The organism is Fimbriimonadaceae bacterium, assembly GCA_023957775.1.
Lineage (GTDB): Bacteria > Armatimonadota > Fimbriimonadia > Fimbriimonadales > Fimbriimonadaceae > JAMLGR01.
In genome coordinates this window covers 85,951-107,566 of record JAMLGR010000007.1, presented here as the reverse complement: position 1 = coordinate 107,566, position 21,616 = coordinate 85,951, and the positions used below count along the sequence as shown (strand labels likewise).

The window sequence follows — 21,616 nt, the reverse complement described above, 5'->3', positions numbered from 1 at the left end:
GTTCATTTTAGCCGTGCCGCGGCAAACCGTGCACTTGGGATCCCTTGGCATGGGGATAATCGGCTGTGGACGACTCCCCGCGCTCGATGGATACGGTCCGCGTCGATATCGACGCGGTGGACGAGGAGTTGGTGCTGCTGTTGAACCGCCGCGTCGAGCTTGCCCAGGAGATCGGGCGGCTCAAGGGGCGCGACGGCAAGCCCTTCTTCACCCCGGAGCGGGAGCGCGCCATCTTCGAACGGCTGGCCAAGCTCAATCAGGGCCCGATGCAGACGCGACACCTCACGGGGATCTTCCGCGAGGTGATCAGCGCGGCCCGAGCCGCCGAGACCCCGCTCGTCGCCGCATGTTGGGGTCCCGAGGGCACGTTCTCGCACTTGGCGGCGCTGCAGACGTTCGGGAGGTCGGCGGACGTCCGGTTCGAGGAGTCGATCACCGACGTCTTCCTGGCGGTCGAACACGGGCAGGCGAACTACGGCGTGGTTCCGATCGAGAATTCGATCGCGGGCGTGGTGCCCGAGACCCTAGACGCCTTTCCGCTCACCAACGTCAAGATCTGCGCCGAGGTGTACCTCCCGATCCACCACCACCTCGCGTGCATCGCCGATTCGCTGGACGCGATCCGGCGCGTCTACGCCGGACCGCAGCCTTCGGCGCAGTGCCGGCGATGGCTCCAACAGCACGTCCCGACGGCGGAGATCGTCGACGCGGTCCCCACCTCGCGCGCCGCGCAGCACGCGCTCAAAGATCCGGAGGGGGCCGCAATCGTGAACCGCATGGGCGCCGAGGCCGCGGGCCTCCCCATTCTGGTGGAGCACATCGAAGACAACCCACACAACCGCACGCGCTTCCTCGTCGTCGGATTCAACGAGCCGGCACGGACCGGTGCGGATAAGACCAGTCTGATGTTCAATCTACGAAACCGTCCCGGCGAGTTGTATCGCGCGCTCGGCGCGCTGGTGGCCCAAGAGGTCAACCTGCTCATGATCGAATCGCGCCCGGCGCCGCGCGCATCGTTCGAGTACCTCTTCTTCTGCGATTGCGAGGGCCATCGGACCGACGGGCACCTCGAGCGTGCGATTGCCGCGTTGAAGGGCTTCGCCCTGGAGACGATCGTGCTGGGCAGCTACCCGACCGCCGACGCCCTGGCACCGCCGAGCTAGCGGGTATCCGCACGCCCGTCCAGCGGGCGTGGCACACGGGAGCTAGAATGCCCCGCACGCCCGTCTAGCGGGCGTGGCACCCGGGAGGCACTCGGGAGGGGGTGGCGGGCGTACCTTGTTGCAATGAACGCCGCCAAAACAACGGACGCCGGGCTTCTTCTCCTGCGGATCGGACTCGGTCTCGTGATGCTCTACTTCGGATCGCAGAAGCTGCTGGGTGCGTTTGGCGGGCGGGGGTTGGAGGCGACGATCCAAGGGATGGTCGAAAAGCAGGGGATTCCCCAACTGTTCGCCTACTTCGCCGTGGCCGGCGAGTTCTTCGGCGGGCTGGGGCTCCTCGTCGGCCTGCTTTCACGGGTGGCGGCCTTCGGGGTCGGGTGCACGATGGCGGTGGCTTCCTTCATCAACCTGCGCCATCCCGACACGCTTCCGGCCTTCGCCGCCGGCAACGGCTCGCAAGTCGCCAAGTTCGGATTTCCGTTCGTGCTTTGCTGCATGGCCGTGGCGCTCCTGTTGATCGGGCCGGGCCGATGGTCCCTCGACGCGAGGTTCCTGGGGCAGAAGGGGCGGCGCAAAGCATAATCGAGGCATGAGTTCGACCACCCCACTCCGTCCGCCGCAAGTCCGGTGGGACCTCTCGGCGCTGTTTTCCGGCATGGACGACCCGAAGATCGTCGCCACGTGGGACGCGTTGGATCGGCGCGCGGAGGCGTTTGAAGCGACGTATCGGGGGCGCATCGACAGCGCCGAGCTCGACGCAGCCACGCTCCTGGCGGCGCTCACGGAGGTCGAGTCCATCTCCGCCGAATCGTCGAAGCCTCTGAACTACGCCTCGCTGCTGCATGCGTGCGATGCCGCCAGCCCCGAGATCGGGGCCTTCATGCAGAAGCAGATGGAACGGGGTTCGGCGCTGAGCGTCCAGACGATGTTCTTCCATCTGGAACTCCAGGCAGCTCCCGAAGAGGCCATTACACGCGCCCTCGAAGACCCACGGCTGGCGAACTACGTTCACTTTACCAAGCTCGTGCGGGCCTTGTCGCCCCACTCGCTCAGCGAGGCGGAAGAGATCATCCTCGAGGAGACCGCCAACACCGGGTGCCGCGCCTGGGTTCGCCTGTTCGAAGAGGTGACCAGCACCCACCCCTATCCCTACCGCAACCCGACGAGCGGGGAGCAAACCACGCTCTCGCAAGAAGAGATCCTCGACAAGTTGCGCGACGCCGACCGCGCCATCCGACAGGCCGCGGCCGACGGTTTCACCGAGGGCCTCGAGGATCTCCAGCGCGTCCTCGTCTTCACCTACAACAACCTGATCCAAGACAAGAAGGTCGAGGACCGGCTGCGCGACCACCCCTATCCCGAACACTCGCGACACCTTGCCAACGAGCTCGACAAACCCACCGTGGACCTGGTGATGCGGTTGTGTAAGGATCACTATAATCTGGTGGCCCGCTACTACAAGGTCAAACGGCAGATCTTGGGGCTCGACCAGCTCACCCATATTGATCGCTACGCCCCGCTTTTCGAAGCCGAGGGGGAGGTTCCGTGGGACGAGGCCGTCCACCTCGTCTCCCAATCCTTCGGCGAGTTCCACCCCCAGCTCGGAGCCAGCGCGAAGGAGTTCGCGGACAAGCAGTGGATCGACGCGGAGCCCCGACCCGGCAAGCGCGGCGGGGCCTTCTGCTCTTACAACACACCGGACACGCACCCTGTGGTGTTCTTGAGCTACCTCAACAAACTCGACGATGTGATGACGCTGGCGCACGAGTTGGGCCACGGCGTCCACGCCTCGCTCAGCCGCGAGCAATCGTACGTGAACTTCCACGGAACGCTGCCGCTGGCCGAACTGGCTTCGACGTTCGGAGAGATGCTCGTCTTCGAGAAGTTGGTCGCGAAGGCGACGCCACAGGACCGGCTGGCGCTTTACGCCGACAAGATCGAGGGCGTGTTTGCGACGGTGTTCCGCCAAGCCGCGATGTTCCGGTTCGAGCAACAGTGCCACGAGACCGTCCGGGCCGAAGGAGAACTCCCGGGAGAGCGGTTCGCCGAGCTGTGGCAGACCGAAATTCAGGCGATGTTCGGCGACAGCCTCACGCTTGGAGAACAGCACCGAACCTGGTGGAGCTACGTCAGCCACTTCGTCGCCGTGCCGTTCTACGTTTACGCGTACTCGTTCGGCGAACTGTTGGTGCTGGCGCTCTACCAACGAGGCAAGGAGGAGGGAGAGGCGTTTGCCAACCGTTACGTGGACCTGCTGCGGCTCGGCGGCTCCCGATCGCCCCAGGAGCTGATGGCGACGGTGGGGGTGGACCTCACGTCCGAAACGTTCTGGCAGGGCGGATTTGCAGCCATCGAACGGCTTGTCGAACAGTTTGAAGCGCTTTGGGCGGAGGTTGGGACGTCCCAACAGGTGTGACCGAACTCCACCGATGTGTGGCCTTGTGAAGCGTTGCACCAAGATCGTGTGCACGCTGGGTCCCGCCGTGGACAGCCGGCGCAAGATTGCTGCGCTGATCCGGGCGGGCATGAACGTCGCGCGGATCAACTGCAGCCACGGCAATTGGGATCAGCGGCGCCGATGGGTGGGCTGGATTCGGGAGCTGAGCCCGGACATCGCCCCGATCGCGATCCTCGTCGACCTCCAGGGCCCCAAATTCCGTATCGGCGCCATCCGGGACGGCGAAATGGCCGTCAAGTCGGGGCAGAGCCTCACGGTTGGACTTGGGGACGCCGCGATCCCGATCGTCCAGCCTGAAATCTTGGACAAGATGGCCCCGGGGGATCGCCTCCTCCTGGGAGACGGCGAGGTCGAGCTTCGACTCCAAAGGGGTGGTCAGGGACGCTTCGACGCGCGCGTCGCCAGCGGAGGCACCATCAAGAGCCGCCGGGGAGTGACGCTGGTGGGCAAGGTCTTTTCCGTGCCTCCCCTCACGTCGAAGGACCTCGAGGACATCCGCGAAGGGTGCGGCTGCGGGGCGGACTTCATCGCGCTTTCGTACGTCCACAGCGGCGACGATATGCGGCTGCTCCGCAAGGAGGTGGACCGTTACGATCCCGAGATCCGCCTTTGCGCGAAGATCGAAACGCGCGCGGCCCTTCAACATCTCGATGCGATACTCGATGCCAGCGACCTCGTCATGGTGGCGCGTGGCGATCTCGGCTTGCAGATGGATCTCGAAGACGTGCCGCTCGCGCAGAAGCAGATCATCGAGCAGAGCACGCGCGCCGGACGGCCCGTCATCACCGCAACCCAGATGCTCGAGAGCATGGTGCACGCCGCGCGCCCGACGCGCGCCGAAGCGACCGACGTGGCCAACGCCGTGCTCGATGGAACGGACGCCTTGATGCTCAGCGGAGAAACCGCCACCGGCGAGTACCCGCTTGAAGCGGTTCGCGTCATGGCGCGCATCGCGAAGAAGACCGAAGGCACGTGCAAAACACGGATGTTCCACGCGGGCTGGTACGACCCCAAGGAGAAAGCCGCCAGCACGGACGCCATCGCCCGAGCCGTCCGCGAACTCGCCGTGACGCTCAAGCCCCGCGCGATCCTGACCACGACCACAAGTGGGCAGACCGCGAGGCTCGTCTCTCGCTTCCGACCGCCGGTCCCGATCCTGTGCGCGACGTGGAACGCCAAGACGCTGACTCAGATGGCAGTGGTGTGGGGCGTCGAAGCCCTCGGCGTGCCGCTTCCCCAGTCCACCGACGAGATCATCGAGAAGTCCATCGACGCATTCGTGCTTCGGCGGCGTCTAAAATACGGGGACTTGGTGGTGATCACCGCCGGCGTTCCCGCAGGCATCCCCGGCCACACCAACCTGATTCTCACCCAAGTCGTCCAAGAACCATGAAACGCCGCACGATCTGGAACCTCGCCCTCGTGACCGTGGCCGTCGCTGCCGGCCTCGCCCTCAGCGCCAAGCCTTGGGAAGCCTATTTCAAGCAGCGGGAATCGACCAACCGCCAGATCACCGAAATGCGGCGGGCCGAAGCCTCGCGCGCGGAGCTTTCTCGCAGGAAGGCGCAGGTGGAGAGTCCGGTGGGTCGCGAGCGGCTCGCGCGCGAACAGGGTTACCGCAAGCCTGGCGAGCAGCCCGCGGACGGAAGCTAGATGGTGCTCCTCGCCGCCCTCGCGCTCGCGCAAGCACCCCAAACACTCGCGCTGCGGATGCGGGTCGGAGACTCGTGGACCACCGAGTTTCATGAACAGCTCCGCAACCTGGGCGAGGAGTTCGACGAATCCGACGTGTGGGTCGAGCAGTACCGGGTGATTCGCGTCGAAGCGGTGGGAGCGACGGTGTCTTTCACGCGCACCTTCCAGTACACGCAGATCGGGCAGGACAAGATTCCGCCCGCCAAGGGCACGACGCCCGAAACCGGCGAGATGCTCCTCCTTCCCGGGGGCGGGTTCACCCGGCCGAAGACCGAGGACGCTTCGCCCCAGGCCACACGCCTTCGCCGGCTCGATTCTCTGGGCGTTCGATTCCCCACCGGGCCCGTCCCGATCGGGCAGGAGTGGAGCTACGATCTGCCCCGGCTGGGCGCGGTGCCCGACGCCCGGACGACTTGGCGCCTCGATTCGCTCCTCGACCTTGCCGAACGGAAGGTCGCCGTCGTCTCGTTCCGCGTGGTCGAGAACCCGACGTTCGACTTTCCCATGGAGTCCTCGGGGACGCGCGACGTGGACCTGGTGTCGGGCGTCGTGCTTCAGGAGTCGGGCACGACCCGGAACTACCCCGTTCCGGGTGGAGACTTCCGCGTCGATCGCATCGTCACGCGCAAGCTGTTAAAGGTCCACATGCCTCGCGATCATTGAGGCGAATCCCGAACATATCGACATTCATCGAGATGTAGAGGTATAGTGTCGGCGTGGATGAAATCGACATCGTCGCGATGTTCAAGGCCCTTGGGGACCCGACCCGCAAGGCCATCGTGGAGTTCCTGTGCGAACGGTGCTGTCCCGTCGCCGTCGAAGACACGGGTGCCGTGCACCCGATCCAAGGCGCCACGGTCGGCGAGGTGTGCTGCCACGTCACCGGGTCCGAGGGGTTCAGCTCCACCGTGTCGTTCCACCTCAAGGAGCTGCGGATCGCCGGCCTGATCGACGCCGAGAAGGACGGCAAGTACATGGTCTGCAGCATCCGACGAGAAGCGCTCGACGTCCTTGCCTCCTACCTTGCGTCCCTGCCTCGCCCGAGCGTTGCCGCGTGCGCCCCCGCCGCCAAGGAAACCAACCGATGAAACACCTCCAAGTCTTCGACCCTGCCATGTGTTGCTCTACGGGCGTCTGTGGCCCGAGCGTCGACTCCAAACTGGTCAAGCTCGCCGCCGACCTGGCCTTCCTCAAGTCGCAGGGAGTCCGCGTGGAGCGGTTCAACCTCGCCCGCCAACCCGAGGCGTTCACAGCCAACCCGCTGGTCGTCTCGGAAATGGGACCGGGAGCCGAACATCTCCCTCTCTTCGTGGTCGACGGGACTCTGCGAGCCAAGGGCGTCTACCCCACCCGCCAAGAACTCGCGGCGTGGTTCGAGCTCGACACGGGCACTAGCCGCCACCGTCACGTGGGAGTGCGCGCGCTTGCGCGCCGCCCTGAACCCGAGCGGCTTGCCTCGAGTTCCGAGGCGCCGGGCGAGCCCGGCGGAGCCCGCACCGAGCTGAAGATGGCCGCTGCGCCCTGCTGCGAATCGGGAGAAGAGGGGTGTTGCTGACATGTGGACCTCCGGCTTGGACACCCGCTACCTGTTCTTCACGGGAAAGGGCGGCGTTGGGAAGACGTCCCTCGCGTGCGCCGCAGCCCTCCACCTGGCGGCGCAAGGCCGCCGGACGCTGATCGTCAGCACCGACCCCGCGAGCAACCTCGACGAGGTCTTTCGGGCGCGCCTCGGCACGACCCCGACTCCGATTCCCGAGGTTCCCTCGTTGTCCGGAGCGAACCTCGATCCCGAAGCCGCGGCCGCGCAGTACCGCGAGAAGATGGTGGCCCCCTATCGCGGCAAGCTCCCGGACGCCGTGATCCGCTCGATGGAGGAGCAGTTCTCGGGGGCTTGCACGACCGAGATCGCGGCGTTCGACGAGTTCGTCCGCCTCATGGCGGACCCCGACGCCACTTCGGCGTTCGACCACGTCGTCTTCGACACCGCCCCCACGGGACACACCCTCCGCCTGCTCAGCCTCCCCAGCGCGTGGAGCGGCTATCTGAACACGACGACGGCCGAATCGAGCTGCCTCGGCCCGTTGGCCGGTCTCCAGGGCCAGCGTGCCTTGTACGAGTCCGCGCTGCGCGGGTTGGCGGATCCCGAATCCACCACGGTCGTCCTCGTGGCCAGGCCCGAGCGATCCAGCCTCAAGGAGGCCGCCCGCACCGCAACGGAGCTGCACGAACTGGGCATCGGGAGCCTGCGTCTGGTGGTCAACGCCGTCTTCAGGGCGGATCCCACCCAGGACGCGGTCGCGCAGTCGTTCGCCGAAGGTGTGGAGGAGAGTCTCGCCTCGATGCCGCCCGCACTGGCCAGCCTCCCCCGATCGCTCGTGCCCATGATGCCGGGAAACGTGGTCGGGCTCGACGCCCTTCGCGCCCTGCTCGAGCCCAACCCTTCGGCACCGACGACGCGCGAGATCCGACCGATGGAAGCGGGCGAGTCGTTCGACACGTTCGTCGATGGGCTTTCCCAAATGGGCCACGGCGTGGTGATGACCATGGGCAAAGGCGGGGTCGGGAAGACCACGGTCGCCATCCGCATCGCACGGGAGCTGGGTCGCAGGGGGCACTCGGTGCTCCTGACGACCACGGACCCCGCCGGGAACGTCCTCGACGCCGCGGGCGGTACGTTGGGCACGCTCGAGGTCACCCAGATTTCGGCGGCCGCCGAGGTGGCCAGGTACACCAAGGCTGCCCTGGCGAAGGCCGCGCTCACCCTCGACGAGGAGGGGTTGGCCCTTCTGCGGGAGGACCTTCGCTCGCCGTGCACCGAGGAGATCGCCGTGTTCCGCGCATTTGCCGAGACCGTGGCCGAGGGCGAGAACCGGTTCGTCGTGATCGACACGGCCCCGACGGGCCACACGATCCTCCTGATGGACGCGACCGAGGCGTACCATCGCGAGGTCGCGCGCACCCAAAGCGATGCTCCCGAATCGGTGAAGCGCCTCCTGCCGCGCCTGCGGGACCCGGCCTTTACCCGCGTGGTCTTGGTGGCCCTTCCCGAGCCGACACCGGTCCACGAGGCGATGAAGTTGAAGGCCGATCTCCGGCGCGCCGGTATCGAGCCTTACGGTTGGGTGGTCAACCGCTCGCTCGCCCTCGCGGGCACGCACGACCCCGTCCTTTCGGGCAAAGCGTCCCAGGAGGCGGGTCCGGTCCGAGAGATCGTCGACTCCGGGGATCGTGTGACCGTTTTGCCTTGGGAGGCGGCACCCGCTAGCCCCCGTCTCGGCTGCGATACTGCACCGCTTCGCTGAGGTGGCGTTGGGTCACCACGGGGTCTCCCGCCAGATCCGCCACCGTCCGCCCGACTTTGAGGATCCGGTCGAAGACCCTGGCCGAAAGGTTCATCTTCGCCATCACCGCCCGCATGAAGTCCTCGCAGTCGGGCGTGAGCGCGATCAGCTCGCGCAGCTCCTTGGGCGTCATCTTGGAGTTGAGGCGGCTGCCGCCAAGACGTGCGTGTTGCCGCTCCCGAGCCGCTGCCACTCGTTCGCGTATCTCGGCGCTCGGCTCGCCGCGCGGTGCCCCCAGCAGCTCCTCTGGCTTGAGGCGCGGCACCTCGAGGTGGAGGTCGATGCGGTCGGCCAGGGGGCCGCTGATCTTGCTGGCGTAGCGGCCACATACCGCCGGTGAACTGACGCACTTCTCTTCCGGAAGGCCCTTGAAACCGCAAGGACACGGGTTCATCGCTCCGACAAGGATGCACTCGGCGGGAAACGTGATCGTGCTGGACACCCGCGAGACCGTCACCACGGAGTCCTCGAGGGGCTGCCGCAGCGCTTCCAGCACGGGGCGGTCGAACTCCGGCATCTCGTCCATGAAGAGCACCCCCTTGTGGGCCATGCTCACCTCCCCGGGCTTGGGGATTCCACCTCCTCCCACGATGGCCGCATGGCTTGCACTGTGGTGCGGCGAGCGGAACGGTCGCTCCCAGAGGAGGCCCTGGCGTCCCCCTTTGCGGCCCGAAGCGCTGTAGATGCGCGTGACATCGATGCTCTCTTCGAGGTTAAGCGGGGGGAGGATGGTGGGAAGGCGGCGCGCCAGCATCGTTTTGCCGGAGCCCGGTGGCCCGGTCATCAAGACGTTGTGTCCGCCGGCCGCCACGATCTCCAGTGCCCGCACCGCATGCCGTTGGCCCTTGACCTCGGCAAAGTCCACCCCATACTCGGGTGTCTCCGTGTCCAGCTCGCGGACGAAGTGCACGGGTTGGTAGTGCGTGGCCCCGTGAAGCAGCTCGATCACTTCGACGAGATTGGAAAGCCCGAAGACGTCGATGTTGGGCGCGACCGCGGCCTCGAGCGCGTTGGGTTTGGGGAGGATCAAGCGGCGGAAGCCCCGCTCGGCGGCCATCAAAGCGACGCTCACCGCGCCGTCGATGGGGCGCAGGTTGCCGTCGAGGCTCAGTTCGCCCAACAGCATCGTCTCCTCCAGCACCTGTTTGGGCAACTGGTCGCTCGCGGCCAAAAGGGCAGCGGCGATGGGGAGGTCCAGCCACGGCCCCTCCTTGCGCACGTCCCCTGGGGCCAGGTTGCACACGATGCGCCGGAACGGGAAGGTGTACCCGCTGTTGTGCACGGCCATCTTCACGCGTTCGCGGCTCTCCTCCACGGCCTTGTCGGGAAGGCCGACGATCACGAACTCGGACTTGACCCCCATGAAATCCAGCTCGACGACCACGGGAAGTGCGTCGATGCCGACCAGCGTCGCGGCGTGCGCCTGAGCGACCATGCTCTAAGTATGCAACAGGACCAAAGCGAATTACCGGGAATGCAGAGATGTTGGTGAAAAGGTGTTGAGAAACTCGTATCCTATCAGGAGGAGGGTGTGTGGTCTGCCGGGTATCTTGCCATGTGATGCGCGCGTTGTTGGCATCTTGGGTGCTTCTTATGGCGGTCGTGGCGCGCGCCGACCGGGTGCTTCTCGTCCCGTTGGACAGCCGTCCCGCGGCGGGCCAGTTTGCGCAGATGATCGCCGCGATGGCCGACGTGGAAGTGAGGGAACCCCCTTACGAGACGCTGGGCCGTTTCACGAATCCTGGGTCCCCCGAGAAGATCCTCTCCTGGCTCGAGGAGCAGCCGCTGGGCAACGTCGACGCCCTGGTGGTCAGCACCGACATGATCGCGTACGGCGGGTTGATCGAGTCCCGCGTACACTCCGTGGATTACGATCAGGCCCTGAAGCGGCTCCAGCGCCTCGTGCTCCTGATCAAAAAGTGGCCGCACCTCAAGGTGTACGGGTTCTCGGCGATCATGCGGCTCTCGCCCACGTCGTTCCGAAACAACGCGTCCTGGCGCGTCGAGTTGGCCAAGCTCGAGGAGCTGCGCGACCGCTACACCCGCACGCGGGACCGCTCCCTGCTCCCCAGCATCGCGAACTTGAAAACGCGCGTTCCGGCAAGCGCTTACTCGGACTATCGGTCCGCGCGCAAGCGCGACCTCGAGATCCAGCGCATGCTGCTGAAGATGACCGCCGGCGGGGCTTTCGAGTACCTGATCCTCGGCCAGGACGACGCGCGCCCGTACGGCCCGCACGTCGCCGAGACGGCCAACCTCCGCGCGCTGACCGCCAAGCTCCACATCGGCGGCAAGGTCTACTTCTGCGAAGGCATCGACCAGCACGCCAACGTGCTCGTAAGCCGCGCGCTCCTCAAGAAAGCGGATTGGACTCCACGCGTCCGGCTCGTCTACTCCGATCCCGACGGAATGACCAAGTACGCGAACTACGAGTCCAAGCCCATCTACAAAAGCCTGCAGGACCAGCTTCTGGCAAGCGGCGCGCGGCCGGTTCTGCCCGGCCAGGTTTACGACTACACGCTTTACCTCAACACACCCAAACCCAGGCCGGATCGGTTCCACGCGTTCCTTCGCGATCTCACGCAGGACATCGACCAGGGATTGCCCGTGTGCGTGGCGGACATCAACCTGGGAGTGGACGGAACGGCGGATCCGGAGCTGTTCGCCGCCCTGTGGTCCCAAGCGCGCATGATGCGCGTTTTGGGCTTCGCAGGGTGGAACACCGCCGGCAACTCGATGGGCACGGCCATCCCGGCCTCGAACGTCTACCTCTTGGCCCGCAGGCTGCGGGTCGACTCGCTCACGCGCGAGGTGGCCCAGCGCGAGTTCCTGCTGCACCGATACGTCAACGACTTCGCCTACCACAAGTTCGTGCGGCCCCTCGCGTACCAGCTCATCGACTCGAGCCGCGACGCTTCGCGAGACGAGACCTATGGCGAGGAGTTCAACGAGGTGGATCAGTTCGTCCGCCACGATCTGGAGAAGTACCTCGACCAGTATTTCACCGACCAGTTCCTGGGGCAGCGCTTCTTCGCCGGCACCAAGCAGTACGCGGTGTCCGGCCTGTCCGACGTCAAGATCTTCCTACCCTGGCCGCGCGCCTACGAGGTGCGGCTGGAGTTTCGGCTGCTGACCCAAGAAGTCACGCCGGAGCACCCGTTCCCCCCAGCCGCCTCGATCGGCGGCCGCTGACGTCGTACCAACGCAGAGTCCTCAACGGCCAGGAAATCGGCGGCCTGCTCTCTCCACGGCAGACTCCAAGCAACGAAAGGGTATTCAAAAATGGGTTAGGATCAACCATGAAACTGTCGACCATCATCTTGGCTGCGACAACCGTGGGAATGGTGGGGGCCGTCATCTGGTACTTCAACAAACCCGTCGATCCATTCCGCAAGAGCGATGAGGTGGCGCGCAACGCTGGCTTCTCGTCGGGAGACCGGTACAGCGAAGGCCTCAAACTGTCGGCCAAGGCACGGAAAAAAGAGGCCCTTACTGCCTCGGATTTTGCGTTTCTGAGAGAGATGGTATTGAACGAAGGGGATAGCGGCCAACTCATGGCCCTTACCATCATCTTGCCGTTGGAACAACCGGATCAAATGCAACAAGGTCTTGATGCTTGTCGTGAAGCGGTGACGAACGAGAAGATTCCGGTCATGCCAGAGCGCGTGCTATCGAGTTTTCGAAGCCGCAACAAGGCTGTGGTAGACGAGTTTGTGGCCAGATATCCGGATGCACAGGCGGTGCTGGACAAAGACCGATGAAGCGAGCCTTCACGCTGGTGGAGGTGATGGTCGTGTTCGCGATCATGGGCGTGCTCATGGCCTTGCTATTGCCGGTTCTGGCTTCGGCAAGGCATTACTCGAAGCGAGCGACGTGCCTCGGCAATCTGCGTCAAGTGGGAATAGGAACACGTCTCTACACTGACGACTGCGACGACCGGCTACCGGCAGCACTCGATCCCTGGAGTCGGTACTTGGTGGGATACTATCCCTATCCTCCAGAGATTCCTAGCGTGGTTAGCTTGCTCGTTCCCTACACGCGATCTAGGTCCGTGTTCGCGTGCCCGGTCGACCAAGGATCGCACCTGAGTTCCGACTTTGACGTGGAGTCGTTTTTTGTTCTGTTGGGCAGCAGCTTTCAATTCCCGAATCTTCCCAGTGGAAGGCTCCTCGCGTCCATCGAATCGCACGCCAGTACCCGGTATGCCAATGACTACTCGGGCTTCTGGCATGTGCCTGTATCACCCGACTTCAACGCACAACGTTGGAGTCTTCTGTTCCTCGATGGCCATGTCCGATTTGGCCCGCATCCGGGTGCTGGCACAAGTGTTTCGGAGATTCAATGAAACACGCCACCCTTGACCGCATCGTTTGCACTCTTTGCCTCCTGGTGCTGGTGGTCACGCTTTCGTGGACGGGTACGCGCTTGTGGTGGGCTCATCAGCCCGGCCCCCGCGGCGGGTGCTGCTCGAAGTAGTGCATGAACGATCAAGTGGCACGCCGCAGGCGAGCTAAATTGAATCGGTGGAACGTTCTGGCTAAGCTCACCGCAGGAGAGGTCGGGCCCGGTGGTAACCTCCGCTTATGATCGGGCGGCTTCGAGGCGAGGTGCTTGAGTCGAGCGGCGGCATGGTGCTCGTCGACGTCGGCGGCGTCGGCTACGAGGTCCTGGTTCCGGACTCCGTTTTGGCTCAGATTCCCCCGCCCGGAGAAACAGTGGACCTGCGCATCCGCCAGATCTTCCGCGAGGATGGCGTGTCGCTCTACGGGTTCCTCGACGCGTTTCAAAGAAGACTCTTCGACCTCCTTCGCGAGGTCAAGGGGTGCGGACCCCGTATCGGCCTCGCGCTGTTGGGGCAGTTGGGCGAACACGAGGTGATGAACGCGATCCTCGTCCAGGACGCCCGGATTCTCGCACGGGCAACCGGTGTCGGCCCCAAACTCGCCGAGCGCATCCTGCTCGAACTCCGCACCAAGATCCAGGAGGAGGCGATGCTCCAAAAGGTCGGCGGGCAGGCCGCCGTCCGCGCGGGTGGAGGCCGGGCCGTGGTCGAAGACGAGTTGATCGACGCGCTCCTTGCGCTGGGCTACCGACGTCCTGAAGCCGAGGCCGCCGCAGAGAAGGCCCGAGACGAGGCCGAGACCGTCGAGGAGCAGATCCGCGCGGCCCTGAGGACCTTGAGACGATGATCCGCGACAACGAACTGGACCCCGAAGCGCAGGCAGGCGAGCTGTCCGTCGAACTGTCCTTGCGCCCGCGGCGTCTCGATGAGTTCATCGGCCAGGAGAAGCTCAAGCGCAACCTCGCCGTGTTCCTCGAGGCCGCGCGCATGCGCAGCGAGCCGCTCGACCATCTGTTGCTTTACGGCCCCCCAGGGCTCGGCAAGACCACGATCGCGCACATCGTCGCCACGGAGATGGGCGCCCCGATCCACATCACCAGCGGCCCGGCGGTGGAACGGCCCGGCGACCTGGTCGGCATCCTCACGAACCTCGAATCGGGCGCCGTGCTGTTCATCGACGAGATCCACCGCCTGAGCCGGCCCGTCGAGGAGATCCTCTATCCGGCGATGGAGGATTCCAAGGTGGACATCATGATCGGCAAGGGGCCTGCCGCACGCTCGATCCGGCTGGACCTGCCACGGTTCACCGTGATCGGCGCCACCACCCGCCAAGGCTTGTTGACGGGACCGCTCCGCGACCGATTCGGCATCGTGAGCCACTTCCAGTTCTACGAGGCCACTGCCCTGTTCGAGATCATCCGCCGCTCGTCCCGCATCTTGGGCTATGCGATCGAGACCGAGGGCGCCGAAGCCATCGCCCGGCGGGCGCGGGGCACGCCGAGGATCGCCAACCGCCTTCTGCGAAGGGTGCGCGACTTCGCCCAGGTGGACGGACTTGAGAGCATCACCCCCGCCGCCGCGGACAAGGCGCTGGACGCCTTGGAGGTCGATCACCTCGGACTGGACCGCATCGACCGGACCTTGCTGCGGGCGATGATCGAGAAGTACGGAGGGGGACCGGTCGGGCTGGAGACCCTCGCCGCCTCGACCGGAGAGGATGCCGGCACGGTCGAGGACGTGTACGAGCCTTACCTGCTCCAACAAGGATTGCTGCAGCGGACCCCCCGCGGACGCGCCGCCACGGCCCTCGCCTACAAGCATCTGGGCATCGCTCCGCCCAAGAACGCCGCAGCAGCCCCGAACCTCTTCGAGGGGTGACGCGCTCAACCTTCCGACCTCAAACGCGTATTCTATTTGCGCCGATGCTTTTCACTGGCCGCTCGAAGCCCCTGCCCCACCTCGCGGAGTATTTGGACCATGCGATCCGCGACCGTCCGTCCAACTTCTCGGACGTCCCCTGGGCCCTCGCGGGACTGGGGTTCGCCGCCGGCGGTGTGACGTGGGCGGTCGCGACGCTGTTTGGAGGCGAAGCCGCGACGTGGCAGGTGTTTGCCTCCGCGGTCGGGCTCTGGTGGATTGGGGCGGGCGGCTTCTGGGTGTGGAAGCGCTCGAACACGCCCATGACCGAGGAGGCGACGGCCCAGCAGCGGCTACGCCTCGAGGCGTATCAGATCGTCCGCCGCTTGCACGCGTCGAAAGAGAAGAGGCGCCTTCACCGCGATCTCAGCGACTCCGTCTCGTCGCTCCTCGAGGAGTGTGCGCGCAGTTGGGCGCGCGCCCACGAAGCGTTGGAGAGCGCGTTCTGGCGCAACCCGAACCTTCCCCTCCACTGGCAGTCGCTTCGCGACCACGCCGGGGTCGCCGTTGACCAAGCGATGCGCGAGGTGCTCGTCATTCTCAGCAACGCCGTGCCGGAGGAACCTGGAAAATGGCGGATCGACGAGGTCGTCGAGGAGTTCCTCGGGAAGAAGGTCTTCGCCGGGCAGGCGGGCGAGGACCGGATGCCGATGACGTTCGACCCCGCGCGCCAACTCGCCGAAAAGCTGAAGATGCTCGCATCCGAGGTGGAGAGCGCGACCCGCGACGTGGCCAAGGACGAGGCGATCGCGTCCCAGTTCTCCAGCGGGCCGGCGCTCGACCTGTGCCTGGGGGAGCTTCGGCAGATCCAGCAAGCCGAGGAAGAGTTGCGCCAGAACCAGTAGGGTTTAGGCGTCGCGTGCGACGACGAACTCGGCCACCCCTTCCAAGAGGCGCCTGGATTCGCCTTCGGGAAGGGTGGCAAGCGCGTGTTGGGCAGCTTCCACGTGGTGTCGGGCCGCCTTCTCGGCCACCGCAAACGCATCGCGCTGGTCCATCAGCGCGCAGACGCGGGCGATTCCGGTCTCATCGACGCCGTTGCCGAAGAACGCGCGCACCTCGTCGCTCTCGCCCGGGGAAAGCAGGGGGCGCAGGGCGATGAGCGGCAGGGTCGCGCAACCCTCTCGGAAGTCCGTCGCCCTGGGCTTCCCCGTCGCGGCGTGCTCGCCGCGGTAATCGAGAAGGTCGTCCACGATCTGGAAGGCCATGCCGACGTGATGCCCGTAGCGACCGACGGCCGCGACCGTTTCCTGCGGGGCGCCCGCCGCGAGCGCGCCGATCTCGCAGCACGACTGGATAAACACCGCGGTCTTCATCCGCAGGATCTCGAGGTGCTCCTCCTCGGTCAGATCGAACACGCCGCGGGTTTCAAGCTCGCGCACTTCGCCCTCGGCCAGTTCGACCACGGCGGACGAGACGTTGCGGATGATCGCGAGATCGCCGTCCTGGGCGAGGACGGCCATGGCCCTGCTAAGCAGGGCGTCTCCGGTCAGGATGGCGGGCGTGTTGCCGAAGATCGACGCGGCCGTCGGCCGTCCGCGACGGGTCGCCGCGTGGTCGATCACATCGTCGTGCATGAGCGTGGCCATGTGGATCATTTCCATGCACGCACCCAGCTTCCGCGTTCTCGCCGCGTCGAACGGGAGTCCGGTGGCGTGGGCCGCCAGCGTCACGAACGCGGGGCGCAGGCGCTTGCCGCCCGCCTCGAGCGTGTGGAGCCCGACCCGCTCGACGAGTTGGACCTGCGATCGCATCTGCCGCGCCAACTCCTGTTCGACGGCGCGGATCTCCTCCGCCACAAACTGGAGCGTTTCCGCGGACACCCGCTCCCCACACCATTCGACCAACCGTCCGGTCGTCATCCTTTCACCCCCCAGTGAACGCAGATGTTGCCAAAGAAGAGATCCCTGTGCCGAACGCCCACGAACCCGGCGCGGCGCATCGACTCGGCCAGCTCTTCTCGCGAGAGAAACCGTTGCGTCGATTCGGGAAGGTACGTGTAGGCCTGGGACTTCCCAAACAGCCTCCCCATCAAGGGAACGCCCTTGCGAAAGAGCACGTCGGACAGCGCGCGCAGGAACGCGCCGCGCGGTTTGGCCATGTCGAGGGACACAAAGCGACCCCCCGGTTTGAGAACGCGGGCGAGCTCACGGTGCGCCGCATCGATGTCGGGCACGTTGCGGATGCCCCACCCGACGCTGGCCCCGTCGAGCACGCCCGTCGCGATCGGCAGTCGGCACGCATCTCCCAGCCCGAGGGGACCGGGCGCTTGTTTGGCTCGCGCGCGCTCCAACATCGGCAGGCAAAAATCGAGTCCGGCGACCAGGCCCTCCGGGCCGACGGCCCGACGCAGCGGCTCCATGAAGTCGCCGGTGCCGCAGCAAACGTCGAGGACCCGCTGGCCCGGCTCCAAGGCGAGGGCATCCACCGCGACGCGTCGCCACCGGTGGTGCAACCGGAGGCTCATCACAGAGTTGAGGAGATCGTACGTCGGAGCGATTTCGGCAAACATTTGCCGCACCGCGGTCCGCTTTTGCTCCCCCTCTGCCTTCCACGGCGAGTCGACTTGAGGCGTGGCCATCATGCCTTCCCTCTATTGTACTTCCGGCTAGCACGAACTTTCAGAAGAAGTTGAAAACTCCCACGGGCTAGGACCGCGCGATCTCGCCGTCGCGCAGCGCGTCGGCGATGCGCTGCAACTCCTCCGAAAGCGAGCGGTCCGCGTCCACCCTGGGAACCAGCTTGCGGACCGATTCGAAGGCCGCGCGCACTCCGAGTCCAGGCTGCAGCGGTTTGCGGTACTCCAACCCCTCGGCGCCTGCCAGCAGCTCGATGGCCAGCACCTGTTCGGCGATCTCGACGATCCGCCGAAACTTGAGGGCGCCGGTCATGCCCATCGAGACGTGATCCTCCTTGCCCCCCGAGGTGGGGACGTTGTCGACGGAGGAGGGGTGGGCCAGCACCTTGGCTTCGCTGAGCAGCGCCGCGGCCACCACGTGCGGGATCATGAACCCGGAGCGCATCCCCGGATCCGCGCTGAGAAAGGCGGGCAGGTGCTCGTTGAGGTCGGGGTTGACCATGCGGTCGATGCGCCGCTCGCTGATGCTGATCAGATCGGTGACCGCGATCGCGGCGTAGTCGAGCGCCAAGGCCAGCGGGGCACCGTGGAAATTGCCGCCGGAGAGCACGTCCCCCTCTTCGGCAAAGACGAGGGGGTTGTCCGTAGCCGCTCCGGACTCGCACTCCAGGACCTCGCGCACGTGGTCGAGGGCTTGCCGCGCCGCGCCGTGGACCTGGGGCATGCATCGCAGGCTGTAGGCGTCTTGGACGCGGGGATCGTTGTCGAGATGGGAATCGCGGATTTCGCTGCCCTCCAGCAGTTCGCGGAGTCTCTGGGCGGACGCCATCTGCCCCTGGTGGGGGCGCGCGGCGTGGATGCGTTCGTCGAACGCGACGGGCGTCCCGAGCAGCGCCTCCAAGGTCATCGCGCCGGCGACGTCGGCGTAGTCGGCGACCCGCAGGGCGCGCCGAAGCGCGAGCCCTCCCACGGCCAACATCGCCTGCGTGCCGTTGAGGAGCGCCAGTCCCTCCTTCGCCTCCAAAACGAGAGGAGTCAGGCGCGCATCTTTGAGCGCCGTGCCTCCGGGGAGGCGTTCGCCGCGAACCAAAGCCTCTCCCTCGCCGATCACGACCAGGGCGAGGTGGGCCAAGGGGGCGAGATCGCCCGACGCGCCCACCGATCCCCGCGACGGGATCACCGGGGAAACGCCCTGGTTCAACATGCCCAGAAGCAGCTCCGCGACCTCGGGCCGCGCGCCGCTGCGCCCCATCGCCAAGACGTTCGCGCGCAGCAGGAGCATGGCGCGCACCTCCGGCTCGGGGAGAGGCTCCCCCAACCCGCAGGCATGACTGCGGACGAGATTGAGCTGCAGCTCCCGCAATTGCGACCCGGGCACGTGCACGTCGGAGAGCTTGCCGAATCCGGTGCTCACCCCATAGACCGCCTTGCCCTCCATGACGATGCGGTCGACGACGTGACGGGCATCGGTCATCCTTGCCCGAGCCGACCAGGCCAGGGTCACCGGCTCCCGGTCGAGCGCAACCTGGGCGATCTGCTCCAGGGTAAGGGCGTTGCCATCGATCTCGAGCATGTCGGGTGAAGTGTACCGACCGGTCGGGCGGCACGGAAAATGCTACCATTGAGTCTGAGGAGCGGCACTGTGGCCCTCCCCAAAACAACGATGTTACAAACGAAAAGTCTCGCCGCCGATCTCGACAAACTCTCCACCTACGAAGCGGTCAACCACCACGTTCTCACGGCCTCCGACCAGGCGGGTCTCACCGACTACGAGAAGAAGATCATCACCACCCTTCACCGGGAGGTCCGGGTCGAACTTCCAATCTTGATGGACACCGGGAAGTGGGAAGTGTTCACCGGCTTTCGATGCCAGCACGACAACACGCGGGGCCCGTTCAAGGGCGGCATCCGTTACCATCCCACGGTCAACCAGGACGAGGTCCGGGCGCTCGCCGCGTTGATGACGTGGAAAACCTCGCTGGTGGATATTCCTTTCGGGGGAGGCAAGGGAGGCATCGAATGCGACCCGACCCAGATGTCCGACGGCGAGATCCAGCGGATGACCCGACAGTTCGTGCGCCGTTTGGGTAGCGTCATCGGCCCCCACACCGACATTCCCGCCCCCGATGTCAACACCGACGCGCGCGTCATGGCCTGGTTCCTCGACGAGTACGCGATTCTGAACGGACACGAGCCCGGCATCGTGACCGGCAAGCCTGTGGCGTTGGGCGGCTCGGTGGGACGCGAAGACGCGACGGGACGCGGCGTCATGATCGCCACGTTGGCTGCGATGGCCAAGCTCGACATGTTGCCCGAAGGCACCACGTGCGCCGTGCAAGGTTTCGGGAACGTGGGCTCTTTCGCCGCGCTGCTGCTCCACGAGAGGGGCTTGCGGATCGTCGCCGCCAGCGATGCGTTCGGGGCGGTCTACGACCCCCGCGGACTGGACATTCCCAAGCTCATCGAGCACCGGAAGAACACGCGCAGCGTGATCGAGTTCCCGCAGTCGGAGCCGCTTTCCAACGCCGAGCTGCTCGAGCTGGAAGTGGACGTCCTGCTGCCTTGCGCCCTCGACAACGTGATCACGGTTGAGAACGCGCCGCGCGTGAAAGCCAAGCTGATCGCCGAGGGGGCCAACAGCCCCATCACGGCAGGCGGCGATCTCGTGCTGTGGGAGAAGGGCGTGACCGTCGTGCCCGACATCCTCGCGAACGCCGGAGGGGTGATCGTGTCCTACTTCGAGTGGGTCCAGAACCTGGGCAGCTTCTACTGGCGCCGCTCGCGCGTGGAGGCCGAGCTGGGCGAACTGATGAGCCGGGCCTTCGAGCAGACGTGGGAGCTGGCCCGAGTCCACAAGACGTCGCTCCGCCAAGCCGCATTCCGGATCGCCGTGGAGCGCGTGGTCGAAGCCAAGCGGCTGCGCTGGATGCAGTACTTCGAACCTGCGAAGCGACACTGAGCCCTGAGGGGAGTGCGCGGATGAAGTCCGCGTACTCCCCCACAAGGTTTACTGGCGGGCGACGACGACCTTACCGGTGATCGGAGCGGGGGCGCCAGGCACCGGGACGTCTTTCCAGACGCCCTCGACCTTGACCATCTCGCCATCGCTGGGATCGATCCAGATCTTGCCGCTCGAACTCGCCGGCGTGCTGCCCGAAACTTCCTTCACCTCGTACGAGATGCGGACGGTCTTCCACTGCCCGACCTGCTCTTCGGCCTCGACGGTGTACGTCGCCTTCGACTCCACGGTCCCAAGCTTCTCGTCGGCCTTGAGGTCCACGGTCCAGGAATCCCCGATCTTGACGGCCTTGCTCGGCTTGTAGAACGTGGACATCGCGGCCGTCCGGTAGGCGCCGGCATCGACCATGTCCCCTTGGATGTCCAACACGCGGCCGGCGGCATCGAAGGTGGTCATGTTGGGAGACCCTGCGGGGGCTTCCATCTCTTGACCCCCGAAGCTGACCTTGGCGTCCGTCTGGGCTTCCTCCATCGTGTAGCTGCCGTCGGGATTGACCTTCGTCACCTTGTTCGTCACGTTCGCAGTGAACATGATCTCCTGGCCCTCGAAGTCGAAGTTGCCGGTCATCTTGTACTTGGTGACCGTACCGACCTTCGGTGTGTAGTTCAGGGTGTAGTCGGCCGTCAACGCGCTGGCGAGCACCGCGGCGGCCAACGTGGCGACACCGATCGCAATTCGTGTTTTCGTCATTGAAAGATTCCTCCTTTCGCCGAGCGGCTGCCGCTGGCGTGTACCGTCCAGTATGGCATCGCGCGTCGCGACGGTGGGACCAACCGCCCAAGGGGGTCGGTACACTTCACGATTGCTGAATGGCCTACCTTGATCTTGTAGACGAATCGCGGGCCGAGGGGTTCCTGGCAAGACTGTACGAACGGGCGCGGGCTCGCGCCGGGAAGGTCTATCGGATCGTCGTGGCCGGAAGCCTCGGGCCGAAGCAGCTCAACGCCTCGCTCGGATTGTACGGCGAGATCATGCACGGCGATTCGCCCCTGACCCGGACGCAGAGGGAGATGATCGCCGTCGTGGTCTCGACGGTCAATCACTGCCACTACTGAATCGAGGCCCACGCCGAGGACCTCCGGTCGGAGGGCGTCGACGACACC

Annotated in this window: 21 protein-coding genes; 16 read left to right on the top strand and 5 right to left on the bottom strand. The window is 65.6% G+C overall.

Going from position 1 to position 21,616, the window contains the following annotated elements; genetic code table 11:
• Positions 1-65: 65 nt before the first annotated feature.
• From pheA to arsA, 9 genes are all read left to right on the top strand, one after another.
• Entirely contained in the window at positions 66-1,163 is a 1,098-nt protein-coding gene (gene pheA, locus M9921_07840; protein ID MCO5296753.1) for a prephenate dehydratase, read from the top strand.
• Between the two features lie 123 nt (positions 1,164-1,286).
• Positions 1,287-1,745, top strand: coding sequence for a DoxX family protein (locus M9921_07835; protein MCO5296752.1), 459 nt, complete (start codon positions 1,287-1,289; stop codon positions 1,743-1,745).
• Positions 1,746-1,752: 7 nt separating this feature from the next.
• Positions 1,753-3,579 carry a M3 family oligoendopeptidase gene (locus tag M9921_07830; GenBank protein ID MCO5296751.1) on the top strand — a complete coding sequence of 609 codons (1,827 nt, stop codon included), beginning with the start codon at positions 1,753-1,755 and terminating at the stop codon, positions 3,577-3,579.
• Positions 3,580-3,604: 25 nt separating this feature from the next.
• Positions 3,605-5,014 (top strand): pyruvate kinase, encoded by a 1,410-nt coding sequence (gene pyk, locus M9921_07825; protein MCO5296750.1) that lies wholly within the window; start codon positions 3,605-3,607, stop codon positions 5,012-5,014.
• A complete protein-coding gene (locus M9921_07820; GenBank protein MCO5296749.1) occupies positions 5,011-5,274 on the top strand; it encodes a hypothetical protein in 264 nt (87 codons plus the stop codon). The genes pyk and M9921_07820 overlap by 4 nt, the downstream gene beginning before the upstream one ends.
• Positions 5,275-5,979, top strand: coding sequence for a hypothetical protein (locus tag M9921_07815; protein MCO5296748.1), 705 nt, complete (start codon positions 5,275-5,277; stop codon positions 5,977-5,979). It abuts the gene before it with no gap.
• A 53-nt stretch (positions 5,980-6,032) separates the two neighbouring features.
• A complete protein-coding gene (locus M9921_07810) occupies positions 6,033-6,404 on the top strand; it encodes a helix-turn-helix domain-containing protein (protein ID MCO5296747.1) in 372 nt (123 codons plus the stop codon).
• On the top strand, positions 6,401-6,871 hold the full coding sequence (arsD, locus tag M9921_07805) for an arsenite efflux transporter metallochaperone ArsD (GenBank protein MCO5296746.1): 471 nt from the start codon (positions 6,401-6,403) through the stop codon (positions 6,869-6,871). Before M9921_07810 ends, arsD begins: the two co-directional genes overlap by 4 nt.
• Position 6,872: 1 nt before the next feature.
• The gene (arsA, locus tag M9921_07800; protein ID MCO5296745.1) at positions 6,873-8,618 is read left to right on the top strand and encodes an arsenical pump-driving ATPase; all 1,746 of its coding nucleotides are present in this window, start codon (positions 6,873-6,875) and stop codon (positions 8,616-8,618) included.
• Here the strand turns inward: arsA and M9921_07795 are convergent.
• Positions 8,578-10,092 carry a YifB family Mg chelatase-like AAA ATPase gene (locus M9921_07795; GenBank protein MCO5296744.1) on the bottom strand — a complete coding sequence of 505 codons (1,515 nt, stop codon included), beginning with the start codon at positions 10,090-10,092 and terminating at the stop codon, positions 8,578-8,580. The genes arsA and M9921_07795 overlap by 41 nt on opposite strands.
• Before the next feature lie 158 nt (positions 10,093-10,250).
• Here M9921_07795 and M9921_07790 point away from each other — a divergent pair, with 158 nt between their 5' ends.
• The 5 genes from M9921_07790 to M9921_07770 all read left to right on the top strand — a co-directional run bounded on the left by M9921_07790 (position 10,251) and on the right by M9921_07770 (position 15,761).
• Positions 10,251-11,849: a DUF4127 family protein gene (locus M9921_07790; protein ID MCO5296743.1), complete on the top strand. Its 1,599-nt coding sequence runs from the start codon at positions 10,251-10,253 to the stop codon at positions 11,847-11,849.
• A 107-nt stretch (positions 11,850-11,956) separates the two neighbouring features.
• Entirely contained in the window at positions 11,957-12,418 is a 462-nt protein-coding gene (locus tag M9921_07785) for a hypothetical protein (GenBank protein ID MCO5296742.1), read from the top strand.
• Between the two features lie 822 nt (positions 12,419-13,240).
• Positions 13,241-13,846 (top strand): Holliday junction branch migration protein RuvA, encoded by a 606-nt coding sequence (ruvA, locus tag M9921_07780; protein ID MCO5296741.1) that lies wholly within the window; start codon positions 13,241-13,243, stop codon positions 13,844-13,846.
• Positions 13,843-14,877, top strand: a complete 1,035-nt coding sequence (gene ruvB / locus M9921_07775) for a Holliday junction branch migration DNA helicase RuvB (protein MCO5296740.1) — start codon at positions 13,843-13,845, stop codon at positions 14,875-14,877. Before ruvA ends, ruvB begins: the two co-directional genes overlap by 4 nt.
• 44 nt (positions 14,878-14,921) lie before the next feature.
• Positions 14,922-15,761, top strand: a complete 840-nt coding sequence (locus M9921_07770; GenBank protein ID MCO5296739.1) for a hypothetical protein — start codon at positions 14,922-14,924, stop codon at positions 15,759-15,761.
• A 3-nt stretch (positions 15,762-15,764) separates the two neighbouring features.
• Here the strand turns inward: M9921_07770 and M9921_07765 are convergent, their stop codons facing one another.
• The 3 genes from M9921_07765 to hutH form a co-directional block, all read right to left on the bottom strand.
• Positions 15,765-16,778, bottom strand: a complete 1,014-nt coding sequence (locus M9921_07765; GenBank protein MCO5296738.1) for a polyprenyl synthetase family protein — start codon at positions 16,776-16,778, stop codon at positions 15,765-15,767.
• Positions 16,775-17,500 carry a ubiquinone/menaquinone biosynthesis methyltransferase gene (locus tag M9921_07760; protein ID MCO5296737.1) on the bottom strand — a complete coding sequence of 242 codons (726 nt, stop codon included), beginning with the start codon at positions 17,498-17,500 and terminating at the stop codon, positions 16,775-16,777. The genes M9921_07765 and M9921_07760 overlap by 4 nt, the downstream gene beginning before the upstream one ends.
• Positions 17,501-17,564: 64 nt before the next feature.
• Complete coding sequence (hutH, locus tag M9921_07755) at positions 17,565-19,067, bottom strand: histidine ammonia-lyase (GenBank protein ID MCO5296736.1); 1,503 nt, start codon at positions 19,065-19,067, stop codon at positions 17,565-17,567.
• A 90-nt stretch (positions 19,068-19,157) separates the two neighbouring features.
• Between hutH and M9921_07750 the strand changes: the two genes are divergently transcribed.
• Positions 19,158-20,453, top strand: a complete 1,296-nt coding sequence (locus tag M9921_07750; protein MCO5296735.1) for a hypothetical protein — start codon at positions 19,158-19,160, stop codon at positions 20,451-20,453.
• Positions 20,454-20,501: 48 nt separating this feature from the next.
• Here M9921_07750 and M9921_07745 read toward each other — a convergent pair whose 3' ends face one another.
• Positions 20,502-21,203 (bottom strand): hypothetical protein, encoded by a 702-nt coding sequence (locus M9921_07745; GenBank protein MCO5296734.1) that lies wholly within the window; start codon positions 21,201-21,203, stop codon positions 20,502-20,504.
• Between the two features lie 119 nt (positions 21,204-21,322).
• Here M9921_07745 and M9921_07740 point away from each other — a divergent pair, with 119 nt between their 5' ends.
• On the top strand, positions 21,323-21,568 hold the full coding sequence (locus M9921_07740) for a carboxymuconolactone decarboxylase family protein (protein MCO5296733.1): 246 nt from the start codon (positions 21,323-21,325) through the stop codon (positions 21,566-21,568).
• Positions 21,569-21,616 lie beyond the last annotated feature (48 nt).